Here is a 16694-nt window from a genome sequence, read left to right as displayed (position 1 = left end):
ATGTCAGCATCGGCCAACCAAAGAACACGGCGAAAAACGCCCCACCCAGACGCGCTCCATTCGCCGAGCCGGGCAACCGCTGGACTACCAAGCTCGCACCCGTCCACGACCTCCAGGACGACGGGGACCACCTGACACGTCGATTTTCATCCACTGAACGGAAGGGCGCACGAGATCACCCACCGCAGAATTGGTCAAGTTGAATGTCGCAGTGAGAGGAAGCTCCAATTGAGCCCTGACTGTGCGTGCGATCGGCTTGGTTGCTCGACGTGATGATATTGCACCGTTCTGCGCCAACGCTCGCGCCGCGATTGTCGCTTGCAAAGTAGACGCCGCCGCCTTGAAAACCGCCTTCATCCCAAGAGTTCCCGCTACTGCCCCTACCGCCGACACGCCAGCATCTCCGAGTCTCCCCTGGATCAGGTACGCAACACTTTCCACCGCTCCACAGATCCCGCCGATGAGACCAGGAACAAACCCACACGCCAACAGAGCCGCCTTCCCGACCGCCGAGTCAGTAACTGCTCGACCCACGTCTTCCCACCAGGCCCGCCCGCTGAGGTCGTTCTTCCCAATCGGGTCAGTCGGCCAGACGTAGTCGTTGTCGACGCCGCCCTCGACCGGGTCGACCTGCAAGAACCGACCCAGCGCCGGCACATACAACCGGGCGCCCATCTCGACCACCAGCGCCGACTCAAGTGTCTCGGTCAGCTTCTGCGCACCCTGATGCCACCCCGTCGTCCCGTTCACCGAACCGGACTCGTTCGCCGCGCCCGTGCCCAACGCGAACGTCCCCCAATTCCAAAGGTTGACCGAACGGGTCATACAACTGGACGCCCGACACCGTGGAACCATCGCCCGTTGTGAGCGTGTGACCCTGCAGCGACGGGTACGACCACGACGCCGCACCCGACGCGGCAACGTCAACCGTCGCCCCGCCCGGCAACGACAAGAACACCGTCGCACCGGCATCCCCCGACACCACCGCGCACGGAGAATCCCCCGCCCCCGCATACACATACCGCGTGATCACCCGCGGCGCATCACCCGCCGGATCCACCGACCGCGACACCACACGACCCGACCCATCCCGCACCACCGACACCACCGAGCCCGCGTACGTCCGCGTCGCCACATGACGGTTCTCCGCGTCGTTCGAGAACAACAAGTCCGACAACCGGGTGGTGTTCCCTGACGGCGACACCACTAACCTGTCGCCTCCGCCTGTGGATCAAATTAGTTCTCCAGAGTGCCGCTCTGAGCTTGCTTGGCTCGAATCCTTCGCGGACTCATTTCGCACCTCCCTTTGGTCATGCTCGAACTTCTGTCGAAGAGTCCGGCGCGTTTGCCCTGGAGGCAGTTTCGCCAGATCCGCCCGATCTAGAGCTTGCCGGCGAATGGGATGACGCGAATAAACTGCAAACTCTAGAAGATGCGCAGACAATAGCAGAAATACAAAAATGATCGTCTGGATTATTTTTGACGACAACGATCCTGGCGGTATGTAAAAAACGATGACAATCATTGGTGCGAAGGTAGCGAGAGTTTTGGCATATCGGAGGACGAAAGATTTCACAACCGCCACCCCCGTCCTTGCCATGTCCTCCCAGGCGCATAAGTGCGCCTCGGGGTCCACTCTGTTCGCTTCTGATAAGCGGTTCGAGTTGTGTCCGTCACACTAAATGAGAGTCCCCATCTATCAGCTCTCGCTGCCGCAGTTCTCTGCCTAGACCAGGTCCGTGGTGCCACCTTCGCTGCTGTTCCCTGAACTCGTGCGACGGTCTTGGCAGCAGCGCTGCTGGCACGGAACATCTTCGCACCGGCACTGAATAGTCCCCCAGCAGCACCAGTTGCGATATCGACTAGGCCCTCCGGGCGACCCGTCGCCACCTTGTAAACGCCCATACTCACACTCGCAACGGCCGCCACTGTCCCGATGACAGCACATACCACGCAGACTAGGGCGGCGAGTCCGACGAGTGCCCCGACCATAATGGCGTTGTCGGCAACGTCCTCCCACACGGCCCGCCCGCTCAGGTCGTTCTTGCCGATCGGGTCCGTCGGCCAGACGTAATCGTTGTCCACACCACCCTCGACCGGATCCACCTGCAAGAACCGACCCAGCGCCGGCACATACAACCGGGCGCCCATCTCGACCACCAGCGCCGACTCAAGTGTCTCGGTCAGCTTCTGCGCACCCTGATGCCACCCCGTCGTCCCATTCACCGAACCCGACTCGTTCGCCGCACCCGTGCCCAACGCGAGAGTGCCCGCCTCAAGCGGCTGACCGAACGGGTCGTACAGCTGCACCCCCGACGAGGTGGCCCCGTCGCCCGTCGTCAGCGTGTGACCCTGCAACGACGGATACGACCACGAAGCCGTACCCGACGCAGGGACATCGACCGTCACTCCGCCCGGCAGTGAAAGGAACACCGTCACCGCGGCATCCCCTGACACCACCGCCCACGGGCTATCCCCCGCCCCGGCATACACATACCGCGACGTCACCGCCGGAGCATCACCCGCCGGATCCACCGTCCGCGACACCACACGACCCGAACCATCCCGCACCACCGACACCACCGAGCCGGCGTACGTCCGCGTCCCGACATGGCGGTTCTCCGCGTCGTACGAGAACAACAGGTTCGACAAACGGGTCGTGTTCCCCCGCACGTCGTATGCGATCTCATCCGCACCCACACCATCGGCGATCTGCGATGCCCCCGGCCCCGCACCCCACACGGGATTCGACAGCAACCGGTCCGCCCAGTCGTAGCAGTACTCCGCCGTCGTCACCGCCTCCTGAGACGCGCCCGGCGCCGTGTACCGATCGACATACCGCGTACGGTTGCCCGACGCACCCGCCGAGGTATTCGGACCACACCCACCCGACGACGCGAACTCATACGACAACTCATGACCCAGAATCTTCGCCGACACCAACCGCCCCGCCGCGTCATACCCATACGTCGAATCGAACGAACGACCCGCCTGCGAGATGCCTTCACGCACGATCCGCCCGGCCACCGACCGCGTCACCTGATCAGTGATCGACGCCGACGACGGGAACGACCACGTCTGCGACCCGATCGTGCCGCGCTTGTCATCCCACGACACCCCCAGCGACGAGCCGCCCAAGTAGGACACCTGCGCGATGCGCTGCTTCGCGTCGAACGACGACGCCGCGTACACCTGCCCGTTGAACGTCACCGTCGTCGTCTTGCCGTCTCGGTCGTACGCGAACGCCGTCGTCGACGACGGCACACCCGATCCCGCGTCTGGAGCGTCATATGCCGGCGCCTGAGGCCCAGATGATCGCGACGATAGTCGCAACGGAAACGACTACTGGGACTGCCATGATCAATATGGTCGGCGCATCGCGGGTGCCCTCGTCAGATACTTCGCGCCTATTTTCGAAATTCCTTTTTGCGGGATCTCGGAAGGTGAACTTGGCGACCAGAAGGCATGCGCCCATGGCCCCTAATATGGCCAATAGTGCGAACGTGTTTCCCACATAAAACGGCATAGCAAATGATAAAATCACGACAACGACACATACTGCGAATTTTCCCAAACCGCTTCTTCGCCCACCCACGAGTCACCTCGCCCATCTTCTGACGAAGGAATCCTGTATCGGCCCCTTAACGCGCTCCGGCATCTGAAAACCAGAGGGCCTCGCCACGATCCGGCTCATTCCAGCGCAGACACGTCCGACCGCGGGTGTTCGATTCCTACATGATGACGGACTCGTATGGCCAGCCTCAGTGCCGCCTTGCGTTTCGCTATCGTGCTCGGGAAATCGCGACGTCGACCGGACTGCTCTGTGATGAGTAGTGTGCCCACCGCGCCGACGAAAGGTATCCATCGGATCACCCCCTTGGATAGAAGGCCGAAGTAACCCGCTACTGACGCGGAGGAAATTTCGCCCACGGGTAGCCGATATCGCCGATACCAACTTTTCACCACCACATGCTCCTCTGTGAGCCAAACCCCCATGAACCACGGCCGGATAATCCAATACAGAAAGAGTGGAGAGAGGGGAAGAAGGCCGAGATTCTCGGACTCGATGAAGAGAGGAGGTAAAGCCATCACCATCCATGCGCCGCCCAGAATCGCTCCACCGACTCGAACGCCCTTCGCCGAGCCATGGACGTAGACACCGGATTTCTTCACCACAGCAAGTACCGCCTTGCTGCCCGCGTAGCGCCGATTAGCGACGGCGTCCTGTACTTCGTCGCGTACGGGCGCGCGGCGTCCGCGAGAGCGTTGTTGGCAATGTTCATCGCGGCATTCGCTGGCCCTTCGATCTGCCTCGCCGCATTTCGGACGTACGGCCTAGTCCCCTGTCTACCCGGGAGACTTCCGAGTTGACGAACTGCGCGCGCTCGAGCAGTGGCTTCGATGGCTGACGCCGCCGCCTTCAAAGTGCTTCTCATACCAATTGCGCCTGCGGCGATTCCCGCAGCAGCAACGGCTGCCTCACCCGCGCGGCCTTGGACAACATATGCAACGGTTTCGACGATCGCGCAACCAACACCTATCCAGCCTGGAACAAACCCACACGCGAAAAGTGCCGCCTTGCCAATGGGCGAATCGGTGACGGCTTGAGCTGCGGACTGAATCCCCCTCGCCACGTCTTCCCACCAGGCCCGCCCGCTCAGGTCGTTCTTCCCGATCGGATCGGTCGGCCAGACGTAGTCGTTGTCGACGCCGCCCTCGACCGGGTCCACCTGCAAGAACCGACCCAACGCCGGCACATACAAACGCGCACCCATCTCGACCACCAACGCCGACTCGAGCGCCTCGGTCAGCTTCTGCGCCCCTTGATGCCAGCCCGTCGTCCCGTTCACCGAACCGGACTCGTTCGCCGCACCCGTGCCCAACGCGAGAGTGCCCGCCTCAAGCGGCTGACCGAACGGGTCGTACAGCTGCACCCCCGACGAGGTGGCCCCGTCGCCCGTCGTGAGCGTGTGACCCTGCAACGACGGATACGACCACGACGCCACACCCGACGCGGGAACATCGACCGTCACCCCACCCGGCAGGGACAAGAACACCGTCGCTCCGGCATCCCCCGACACCACCGCCCACGGGCTATCCCCTGCCCCGGCGTACACGTACCGCGACGTCACCGCGGGCGCATCACCGGCCGGATCCACCGTCCGCGACACCACACGACCCAACCCATCCCGCACCACCGACACCACAGAGCCCGCGTATGTCCGGGTCCCGACATGACGGTTGTCCGCGTCATAGGAGAACAGCAGGTTCGACAACCGCGTGGTGTTGCCCCGCACGTCATAGGTGATCTCGTCAGCGTTGAACCCGTCCGCGATCTGCGACACCCCCGGACCTACACCACTTGTGGTCACTCCCCGACCGGGCCAAGTTGAGATTCAGACGTGGACTGGACATCACGAATAGTCCGCGCTACCCGAAGTACGGTTCGCATCCCGCCAACTGTACTTGGAAAGGATTTACTGCTCCCATTTTCTCCTTCTAAGCGCAGAATTGATATGGAACCCACAAACGGCAACCATCCCACTTCACCCACAGCAGCCGAACCGAGATACGGGACAGTCGAGACTCTCTCGATATTCACCAGAGGGACGCGATAATCGCGGAACCAGCTACGTACCACAACAACATCGCGCTCTATGCACACGCCCATAAACCATGGTCGCAGAATTGAATATGCGCATACTGCGTAAATCATGGCGGCGAGTAGAACAGTGCCAACCCCAACAACTCCCTCGGGCGGACGCCCGCCTGCTGTTCCCAGGATGGTTGCGGTCGAGAATGTGAGCCCGCAAGACATACCGGCGACACGAACCCCGCGAGCAGATCCCGGAACTGTTACTCCGCTCACGAATCACCGAACCCATCTTCTCATGAAGGCATCTCGCATTCGCTTGTACGTCCACTTGGAGGATTCCGGGCGCAGAGCGTCTCCTGCGGCATTAACGGCCACATTTGTTGCCGCAGTCGAAGGGAGTTCGATCTGGGATTTCGCCGATCGAACGGCCCGGCGATATACCCCATGCCCAGCGAAGGAACCGACTTGATTGACGACACGAGCCCTAGCAGTCGCCTTGATTGTTGATGCCGCCGCCTTTAGAACACCGTTCACACCTACAGCGCCAGCGAGCGCTCCCACTGCCGCGACTGCGGCCTCGCCTATCCGCCCCTGTGCCAGATACGCGACGGTCTCAACTACTCCGCATGCAGCGCCTACCCATCCTGGGATGAACCCGCAGGCGAATAGCGCTGCCTTCCCGACCGCGGAGTCAGTAACTGCTCGACCCACGTCTTCCCACCACGCCCGCCCGCTCAGGTCGTTCTTCCCGATCGGGTCCGTCGGCCAGACATAGTCGTTGTCGACGCCGCCCTCGACCGGGTCCACCTGCAAGAACCGACCCAACGCCGGCACCTACAACCGGGCGCCCATCTCCACGACCAGGGCGGTCTCCAACGCCTCCGTCAGCTTCTGCGCCCCCTGATGCCACCCCGTCGTCCCGTTCACCGAACCCGACTCGTTCGCCGCACCCGTGCCCAGCGCGAGGGTGCCCGCCTCGAGGGGCTGACCGAACGGGTCGTACAGCTGCACGCCCGACGAGGTGGCTCCGTCGCCCGTGGTTAGCGTGTGGCCCTGCAACGACGGATACGACCACGACGCCACACCAGAAGACGGGACATCGACCGTCACCCCGCCCGGCAGGGACAGGAACACCGTCGCCCCGGCATCCCCCGACACCACCGCCCACGGGCTATCCCCCGCACCGGCGTACACGTATCGCGTCGTCACGGCCGGAGCATCACCGGCCGGATCCACCGTCCGCGACACCACACGACCCGACCCGTCTCGCACGATCGACACCACCGACCCCGCGTACGTCCGCGTCCCGATGTGACGGTTCTCCGCGTCATAGGAGAACAGCAGGTTCGACAACCGCGTCGTGTTGCCCCGCACGTCGTACGTGATCTCGTCAGCGTTGAACCCGTCCGCGATCTGCGACGCACCCGGCACCGCACCCCACACCGGATTCGACAACAACCGATCCGCCCAGTCGTAGCAGTACTCCGCCGTGGTGACGCTCGCCACCGAAGAACCCGGCGCCGTATACCGATCGACAGACCGCGTCCGATTACCCGAAGCACCAGCCGCGGTGTTCGGCCCGCACCCACCCGACGACGCGAACTCGTACGACAACTCATGCCCCGGAATCCGCGCCGACACGAGCCGTCCCGCCGCGTCATACCCATACGTCGACTCGAAAACACGATCACCCTGCGAGATGCCCTCCCGCACGATCCGCCCCGCCACCGACCGCGCCACCTCATCGGTGATCGACGCAGATGACGGGAACGACCACGTCTGCGACCCGATCGTGCCGCGCTTGTCATCCCAGGCCACACCCAGCGACGAACCACCCAGATACGACACCCGCGCGATCCGCTGTTTGGCGTCGAACTTCAGCATCCCGAACTGGCGCGTTCCTGCGGGCACGCCGCAGGTGTCTTCCGTCAGTTGCTCTGCGTCGCCGTAGTAGGCGCGGGTCGTGCTCGTGGCATCCGTGATCGAGCCGGATGCCGCGGCAGCGGGCAGGGCCTTGGACTTCTGTCGCAGCCACCCGGGACCGTTCACCGTCTCGTGGGTCGCGGTGCTCTTCAGCGCGAGACCACCCGGGCCGACGGTCACCGCGGAGACCTGACCGACGACAGGGTCGGCGTACGCATTCGCGGTCGTCATCGACGGTGCCGCCGCCCCCGCGACGGTCGTGGCGTCGTCGACCGTTCTCAACGTCACGAGTCCGTAGTCGGGTCGGAGCTGCGCGCCGGGAAGGATCACCAACGCGCCGTACTACTGCAGTCGCCGAACAGAATCAATCCGGATCATTTCGCGAACCTCAGACAATTGAGCCGTAGCGCGCTCTTCCCCCGCCCTCTCCGCCAGCTCTAGGGCGCGCTCTGCCGATTTAAGATCTCCCAACTCGAGAAAAACGTCAGCCAGCTGCCAATTACACCGGGGATCAATGCCAACGGCCCTGGAAAGCACGGCTTTTGCTTCGTCCACACGGTCTTCCGCCAAGTCGAGAGTCCCGAGATTGACGAGGGCGGCGACGTCTTGTGAGTCAACTTGCAAGGCGGCTAAGTAATCAGCCCTGGCCCTCTCAGAGTCACCAACAAGCTCCCAGCAGTAGCCGCGATTAACGAGGCCATCTGGAATTGACTCGACAGACTCTTCGAATGATCGAATGGCCTCCAGGTAATCACCTTGCGCCATATATATCAAACCCAAGTTGTGATGAAACTCATCACCACCTCCGCCAATATCTTTAGCGCGTTCCATTAGTTCGCGCGCGGCCGAATAGTCTTCTTTCTCGTACCAGCGTTGAGCATCCCTTATGAGATCCTCGGCCGTCAGGCTGACTTTTTCTTGAAATGATCGATCATCGCCAGCATCAGATTTCGAAGCGGGCTCGGCTTCTTCGGTCATTTATAGTTTCTCCATTTCGGCTTCTGTCTCTTCTTATCGATAAACTTCTGATCTTTGCGCGTCTGCCCCTTCTGATGCTTGTTCAGAGTCGACGGCCTGGCACCCTTCGTATGCTCCTTGGGCGTTGAACCATTCTGCTTCCGCGAGAACATCGTGCTGAGCCCACGTTGGAAACCGAGCGTAGATGCGATGGCAACGAGGGCCACAACCACCACGACCGCGACCAGCGCAGCCCACCCCCAAGGTCCGAATGCGAGGAGGGGTGCCGCCGCCGCAATAGCGAACTGCCCGCTGAGGTCGTTCTTCCCGATCGGGTCGGGTCGGCCTGACATAGTCGTCGTCGACGCCGTCCTCGACCGGGTCCACCTGCAAGAACCGACCCAACGCCGGCACATACAACCGCGCACCCATCTCGACCACCAGCGCCGTCTCCAACGCCCCCGTCAGCTTTCTGCGCGCCCTGATGCCACCCCGTCGTCCCGTTCATCGAACCCGACTCGTTCGCCGCCCCCGTCCCCAGCGCGAGAGTGCCCGCCTCGAGCGGCTGACCGAACGGGTCGTACAGCTGCACCCCCGACGAGGTGGCCCCATCGCCGGTCGTGAGCGTGTGACCCTGCAACGACGGATACGACCACGACGCCACACCCGACGCGGGAACATCGACCGTCACCCCACCCGGCAGCGACAAGAACACCGTCGCCCCGGCCTCCCCCGACACCACCGCCCACGGGGAATCCCCGGCCCCGGCACACACGTACCGCGTCGTCACCGCCGGCGCCTCACCGGCCGGATCCACCGTCCGCGCCACCACACGACCCGACCCATCCCACACCACCGACCCGGCATACGTCCGCGTCCCGATGTGACCGTTCTCCGCGTCATACGAGAACAGCAGGTCCAACAATGAAATTGGTCTACCCAATCAAGGACAAGCGCGGGAAATTAAATATCGGACACCTCAGAATCGGCACTCGAAGCCGTATTCTTTCTCATTCTGAAATACCGAACAAGTTCGCCGATCCCAAGGATCATGATGAGCGGTAGCGACAAGAGCCATATCCAATAGTAGTCTCCCGCAAGAGGATAGAATGTGAGAACTATGACGGACGGGCCTAAGCAGAAGTACCAGAAAAATGAACGCCTTCTCGAGAAGCTCGCGAAAAACGCTTTGTAGTCTTGGCTCAATATAAACGCAACCCTCCGCTGAAGGTCCTTATGGACCGATATGCACTGCGAATAACGGAACTGGCGGCACGTGCAGCTCCTCCTGCAGCCCACCTGGCTGCCCCAACAACCGCACCCACAACGGCCTGTTGCGCCTGGCGCATCGGAATCCCGGCAGCCCCTCGTATCGGCGCGGCAACTACGTAACTTATGGCCTCTCGTGCGGTTGTCTTGTGCCCCACCGCTCGGTCCAATACAAAGTGAGGAACAACATTCGTCAATAGCCCAAACGCCGCTCCGGCCGCTATCACGCAGCCCACGCCAACGGTCCCGACGCACACAGCAGCGGTCGCGGCGACGGTCAGCGCGCCAGCGACAACGTTCAGGGCAGCATGCGCCAGCATGAGCCTGTTATCCCAGGCCCACTTTCCAACCGCATTGACGGCCTGACCAGCGGCAGCGACCATATCGTCCCACCATGCCCGTCCGGTCAGGTCGTTCTTCCCGATCGGGTCGGTCGGCCAGACGTAGTCGTTGTCGACGCCGCCCTCGACCGGGTCCACCTGCAAGAACCGTCCCAACGCCGGCACATACAACCGGGCACCCATCTCGACCACCAGCGCCGTCTCCAACGCCTCGGTGAGCTTCTGCGCGCCCTGATGCCACCCCGTCGTGCCGTTCACCGAACCCGACTCGTTCGCCGCGCCCGTACCGAGCGCGAGAGTGCCCGCCTCGAGGGGCTGACCGAACGGGTCATACAGCTGCACGCCCGACGAGGTAGCCCCGTCGCCCGTGGTCAGCGTGTGACCCTGCAACGACGGATACGACCACGACGCCACACCAGAAGACGGGACATCGACCGTCACCCCACCCGGCAGAGACAAGAACACCGTCGCCCCGGCATCCCCCGACACCACCGCCCACGGGGAATCCCCGGCCCCGGCATACACATACCGCGACGTCACCGACGGAGCATCACCGGCCGGATCCACCGTCCGCGACACCACACGACCCGAACCATCCCGCACCACCGACACCACCGACCCGGCATACGTCCGCGTCCCGATGTGACGGTTCTCCGCGTCATAGGAGAACAGCAGGTTCGACAACCGCGTCGTGTTGCCCCGCACGTCATAGGTGATCTCGTCGGCGTTGAAACCGTCCGCGATCTGCGACGCCCCCGGCACCGAGCCCCACACCGGATTCGACAACAACCGGTCCGCCCAGTCGTAGCAGTACTCGGCCGTGGTCACGCTCGCCGCCGAAGAACCCGGCGCGGTGTACCGATCGACAGACCGCGTCCGATTACCTGAAGCACCGGCGGCGGTGTTCGGCCCGCACCCACCCGACGACGCGAACTCGTACGACAACTCGTGCCCCGGAATCTTCGCTGACACGAGCCGTCCCGCCGCGTCATACCCGTACGTCGATTCGAAGACCCGGTCACCCTGCGAGATGCTCTCCCGCACGATCCGCCCCGCCACCGACCGCGTCACCTCATCGGTGATCGACGCCGACGACGGGAACGACCACGTCTGCGACCCGATCGTGCCGCGTTTGTCATCCCAGGCCACACCCAGCGATGACCCGCCCAGATACGCCACCTGCGCGATCCGCTGTTTGGCGTCGAACGACGAGGCCGCGTACACCTGACCGTTGAACGTCACCGTGGTCGTCTTGCCGTCACGGTCGTACGCGAACGCCGTCGTCGACGACGGAACACCCGGTCCCGCGGTCGTCACCCGGAGCACGCGTCCGGTGAGCGGTTCGTAGACGGGGGTCGTGACCACACCCCACACGTCGGTGTACGACACGACGCGCCCGAGCAGGTCGGTTTTCGTCGTGGTCGCCGACGTGCTCGATCCGGTCACCGGCGAGCCGACCACCGTGACGGTGAGCCCGGTCGACGTGGGCGTGTACGTCGTCGTGACGGTATCGGTTGCAACGCCGGCTGCACCGACCGATACCTCCTTGACCGTGCGGCCGCGGGCGTCGACCGTCGTGCACGACCACGCCTCATCGCCGGTGACGCGCGTGCCCGCCGTGCGCCCCATGACGTCGTAGACGTACGAGGTCACGATCGCCGGCCCGCTGGCCGGCGTCGGACCGGTCGATGACTTCAGCATCCCAAACTGACGTGTTCCCGACGGCACGCCGCAGGTGTCTTCCGTCAGCGGCTCGGTGTCGCCGTAATAGGCGCGCGTCGTGCTGTTGGCATCCGTGATCGAACCGGATGCCGCGGCGGCGGGGCAGAGCCTTCGACTTCTGCCGCAGCCAGCCCGACCCATTCACCGTCTCCCAACTCGCCGTGCTCTTCAGCCCCAGGCCGCCCGGGTCGACGGTCGCCGCCGACACCTGCCCGACGATCGGATCCTGATAGGTCTTCTCGCTCACCACCGACGGCGCGGCGGCACCGGGGACGGACGTCGCGTCATCGACCACGGAGCGGGTGACCAGCCCGTAGTCGGGGCGCAGCCGGCTGCCCGGAATGATCTGGAAGCCTGCCGCCCCCGGCAGCTTCCACTGCAGGTCGACGCGCGCGCCGGCGCCGCTGTCGAAGTACTCCAGCCGCACCCGGCGCACCTCGCCCTCGGCCACCTGAAACGGCGGGCTGTCGACATCGGTCGGCGACTGATCCACCCACCGATCAACCAGCAGAACGTCGTCGAGCCACACCCGCACGCCGTCGTCGCTGTAACTGCGCAGCTGATACGAGCCCGCCTGGGCGAACGTCACCAATCCCGTCGCGCGGAGCGAGAAGTTATCATTCGAGACGACACCGGGAACCGGCGAATCCTGTCCCCAGTCCCTCTGGAACGCTCCGTCAGGACCGCCCACACCCAGCGCATACACCTCGGGCTTGCCCGAGAGCTTGCGCGTGTTGCTGTAATACGCGACCTGGAGACCGTGAAGACCCTCGTCATACACCGTGCTCGATTTCGCCGGTGTGACGCCGCACCCGCTGACGCTCTCCGCCCCGGAGACGGGGCGCCGGTCGGAGCCGAAGCAGGCGGCCGGGGCGGCGCTGAAGGATTCGACCGGACGATCGACCGCATCGTACACGCGGGTCGACACGAGGCCTGTGGAGTCGGTGGTGGAGAGCACGAGGTCTTTCGCTGGATCCCAGGTCTGAGTCGTGCGGACACCCATGGCGCTGACCCTGGCGGTCTGCCGCCAGGCGCTGTCGTATTCAGCCCACTGCGTGGCGTTGGACAGGCCCGCGATGGTGAGCGAGGTGCGTCCCGACTCGTACCCATAGGTACGGGACGGACGATCAGCCTGCGTGACACCATCCGGTGCGGGCAGCGTGACCGTGGCGACCTTGCCGCCCGTGTACGTGATGAGGGTGGACGCAGGGTCGTTGGTGGCCGCGGCAGCGGTGACGGGGATGCTGTCGTTGGCGGTGACGTCGCGGATCTGGTTGAGGAACCCGTCGGAGTCGTAGCCGAACATGGTGCGCTCGTTACCCGGGTCGAGGATCAGCGCGAGCTGTCCCGCGGTGTTGTAGAACAACTGCGTGTTCGTCCCGTCCGGGTACGCGATCTGACACAGCATGTCTACGGGAGCTTTCGCGTAACCGGAGCCGGTCTGCGTCGGGCACGCGGTCTGCCCGCCATCTTGGTAGGTGAAGGCGATCTGTCGCAGGTAAGTACTGCCGCTCTTGGACACCGGGTCGACGATCTGCGTGGCCACGCCGTTGGCGTTCAGGATGGTCTGCGGGGCCGCCGCCTTACGCACGTCTTCCGGCGGGGTCGCCGACGCGACGCGTCCCTCTTTGGTGAACTGGTACACGGTGCCGTCTTCGTCGGTGAACACCACCCACCCGTTGCCGTCGAGGCTGGCCACGCCGTACTCTCCCGACGGTGCCTGGTACCCGCCGCCGGAGACCTTCAGATAGGTATGCACACGGCCGGTGACATCGGTGAGGATGATCGAGGAATCCGTGATCTGCGCGGACACCCAGTTCGCGCTCGCGCCCGCGATCGGCACCGACCCACCCCACCCTTGCGGGAGCGTCCGCACCTTCTTGGTGAACCAGTCCGGCGGCACGACGAACTCGTTTCCGTCGACCTTGACCCACATCTCCGCCACGGCGGTGACGGTGTTCTCGAAGAACTCGAAACGAAACGGCATAGCGCTCCCGCCGAACGTGCGGGCTGCTCCCCACGTCGTGGTCGGTGAGGAGAAGTTCCAGTTGTCGACGAGCTTCTCGCCGTTGACCCACAAGCGCGCACCGTCGTCTTGACGCACCCCGAACTGTACCTGCTTCCCGACATACGCCGCCGGAAGAGTGACGTAGCCCGACCACCGGGCCATGAAGTAGTCCGCGGGCACGGCGTCAGCTGGTGACCCGGTTCCCCAGTCGAAGGACACCCCCGGATCGGTACGCACCAGCACGGGAACCTTGTCGGTCAGGTCGAAGCTGCTCGGCGCACCACCGTTCACCCGCGCATCGAAATACTCACCCGTCACACCCCGATTCGCGCCCGGGACCTCCTGAGAGTTGTAGGTGAACGACATCCCCATCGGCCCACCGAGGGTGGTCACGGTGGGCGAGGCGAACGACACCGTCGCGTTCCCGTTCGCGAGGTTCGTGGTGACCGGCCCGGCCGTGTCGAACGGAGATGGTCCGGACGCACCGAGACGCAGATCGGTGCGGAAGCGTTTCACCCACGTGTTGAAACGGTTGGTGTCCTGCCCGTCCCGCGACGCAACCGTCCAGGAATAGACACCGCCGTCCTGCAACGCGCCCGCAGGCACCGTCCACCTCGCCTTGCCATCCGAGCCGGGGGTGATCCACCCCGAAGTCACCACGGCACCCGACTTCGCATCCGACCCGGTCGCGAGCTTGAACTCGTACGACATCGACCCGCCCGCCGAATCCGTGTCGGCGACATGATCCACCTGAAGCGTCGGCGTCAACGTCGTGACCGCCGGAACAGCCTCGGTCGGCAACGCACCAGGCGTCGCCGTGCCCACGGGGGGCACGGGAACCTGGTTGGTGGTGAACTTCACCACACCCGAATACCGGTCCGTCGACTGCCCCAGATGCCCGTGCGCGTCATCGACGACGCGGGAGCGCCAGTAGTAGTCCGTTCCCGGGCGCAACACTCCCTCCGGAACCTGCGTGCTCTGACCCGACAACCACGGGGTGGAGTACACCAGGTTGCTCATCCCCGGATCGGTGGCCACCTCGAACGCGTAGTGCTGGGTTCTGTTGCCCGGATTGGAGGCCCCCAGCGTGAGCGTGGGAGTCAGCCCGACCCCGGTCGCACCATTTCCGGGAGACCCCGTCCACACCGACGGATAGTCCCAGTAGTCGATCCACATCCCCACGTTCAGGCTCTTGAACGAGTAGGAGCCTCCCTCGTAGCCCCCGATGAGCCACGCGGGTCTGTCGTTGATCCGGAATCGATCCACGAGGCGCTGAGCCATGCCCCAGCCCTCGGTGTCTGTCCACCCCGTGCCGAGACGATAGGAGGCGATGTGGGTGGTCATGCAGTTGTAGCCGAAGCACGAGGCGTGCTGCACCCAACCGTCTTGCTGCGACGTCGTGCCGTAATTCGCGTACCCGAGGCTCAGTTGCGCGCCGGCGATGAACTTACCCGGGATATCGCCATAGTCGACGGTCACCACCGACCGCCAGTACCGGTTGGTGTAGTTCTCGCGCGTGTTGCCGACGTAGAGCGTGTTGTTGAAGACCACCCCATCGGACTTGTACGCGGTGCTCCCCGTGATGCTGAAACCGGGGTCGATCGTGACCGGGTATACCCGCTTCGAGTCCTTGAGCCAGGCAGAGGGCACCTGCAACCAGTACCGCCACGTGCCATCGAGAGCCTTCGTGAGCCGCGGTGTGGGAGCGATCGTGACCGACTCACGCTCTCCCGCCTGCCCCGACGAATCCCACGCCACCGGCGCCGGAATCGCCAACACCGCACCCCCGGACGCATCCGACATCACCACAGAACCGTCCTTGGCCAGCGACGGGGTCAGAGAGCCCGGATCCAGTCGCCAGACCCACCCGTTCGACGACGGCGCGGTCTTCAAAATGAGGTTCTCTTTGATCCCTCCCGACTGCACCTCGTACTGCAAGTCGATGCCCGGCTTGACGTCGCGATAGGTGAGCTCGGAGTGGTCGTCCCAGAACCAGAACGGCGCCGCCACATCCCCATCCACCGCGCCGATCAACGACATCGACACGTCGTGACCGTCACGGCTGACCGACAACGCATCCGCGTCGGCCGCCGACTTCGCGAACTGCGGGCTCAGCGGGTGATCGTCGACCTCCCACCCCTCGTCGGCAGACGACACGTCGGTGTTGATCTCTTTCCACCCGTCATCCGTTTGCACGTTCTGCGGACCGGGCGTGAGGTACTTCGCCGTGCCACCGTCCGGCGTCCGGTAGGTGGTCGAGTCCTCGGTGCGCGCAACCACCTCGAGGTGGGCTCGATCGATCTGGCTCGAATCGAACGCGGTCGTCACGGGTGCCTCCGGGGCCACCGTCGACACCGGCTCCGGCGCGGCGGCCACGTCGGAAGGAGAATCGAAGACGCCTTCGGGCACCGAGGCTTCTGCGGCCGGCGCCTCACCCCCGGGCAGCGCAGGCTGCTCGGCAGCGACATCGCCCGTGTCCGCCCGCGACACGACGGCCGCTTGGACGGGAACCGCCGCCCCCACCACCATCGCGACGATCGCAACGAGTGAGACCCAGAAAATTCGCGCAGGATGACGCACACGTACCCCCTCAACGGCGCCGACCCGGCCGCCGACCGACACCTGCAGATCCAGGTTTCGCCGAGAGTACTCACAGCGTTACTTCAGAAGAATCACGCTAAAAAGACGCATAACGCATCCCGCAACCGAATAACGCAGCAAAATGGCCTGCCAGAGCCCCCTTCACCCACCACAGCACACATCGGGCAGGGGCCGAGACGTGCCGGACTTCACCCGGCGCTCATCCGCGGGGAGACGACGGCTCGCCCGGTCGGAGCGATCGATCGACGGCTCGGGGCACCGACACCGTAAGGGCGCG

8 protein-coding genes are annotated in these 16694 nt (G+C 64.1%); 1 reads left to right on the top strand and 7 read right to left on the bottom strand.

All coding sequences use genetic code 11. The annotated features are described in order from the left end of the window. Positions 1–1572: 1572 nt before the first annotated feature. The 6 genes from QE412_RS00975 to QE412_RS00950 all read right to left on the bottom strand — a co-directional run bounded on the left by QE412_RS00975 (position 1573) and on the right by QE412_RS00950 (position 11403). On the bottom strand, positions 1573–3264 hold the full coding sequence (locus QE412_RS00975; protein ID WP_307479022.1) for a hypothetical protein: 1692 nt from the start codon (positions 3262–3264) through the stop codon (positions 1573–1575). 426 nt (positions 3265–3690) lie between these two features. Then, complete coding sequence (locus tag QE412_RS00970; RefSeq protein ID WP_307479019.1) at positions 3691–4176, bottom strand: hypothetical protein; 486 nt, start codon at positions 4174–4176, stop codon at positions 3691–3693. Then, positions 4170–5345, bottom strand: coding sequence for a hypothetical protein (locus QE412_RS00965; RefSeq protein WP_307479017.1), 1176 nt, complete (start codon positions 5343–5345; stop codon positions 4170–4172). Before QE412_RS00965 ends, QE412_RS00970 begins: the two co-directional genes overlap by 7 nt. A 1085-nt stretch (positions 5346–6430) precedes the next feature. Further along, positions 6431–7849: a hypothetical protein gene (locus tag QE412_RS00960; RefSeq protein WP_307479014.1), complete on the bottom strand. Its 1419-nt coding sequence runs from the start codon at positions 7847–7849 to the stop codon at positions 6431–6433. Positions 7850–7861: 12 nt separating this feature from the next. Then, on the bottom strand, positions 7862–8497 hold the full coding sequence (locus tag QE412_RS00955; RefSeq protein WP_307479011.1) for a tetratricopeptide repeat protein: 636 nt from the start codon (positions 8495–8497) through the stop codon (positions 7862–7864). A gap of 1181 nt (positions 8498–9678) precedes the next feature. After that, a complete protein-coding gene (locus QE412_RS00950) occupies positions 9679–11403 on the bottom strand; it encodes a hypothetical protein (protein WP_307479008.1) in 1725 nt (574 codons plus the stop codon). A 40-nt stretch (positions 11404–11443) separates the two neighbouring features. Between QE412_RS00950 and QE412_RS00945 the strand changes: the two genes are divergently transcribed. Then, positions 11444–11725, top strand: coding sequence for a hypothetical protein (locus tag QE412_RS00945; RefSeq protein ID WP_307479005.1), 282 nt, complete (start codon positions 11444–11446; stop codon positions 11723–11725). Here the strand turns inward: QE412_RS00945 and QE412_RS00940 are convergent. Next, positions 11678–16396, bottom strand: coding sequence for a PA14 domain-containing protein (locus QE412_RS00940; protein ID WP_307479002.1), 4719 nt, complete (start codon positions 16394–16396; stop codon positions 11678–11680). The two genes, QE412_RS00945 and QE412_RS00940, sit on opposite strands and share 48 nt — an antisense overlap. Positions 16397–16694: the final 298 nt, after the last annotated feature.

The organism is Microbacterium trichothecenolyticum, assembly GCF_030818955.1.
GTDB lineage: Bacteria > Actinomycetota > Actinomycetes > Actinomycetales > Microbacteriaceae > Microbacterium > Microbacterium trichothecenolyticum_B.
This window is presented reverse-complemented; position numbering and strand designations above follow the sequence as displayed.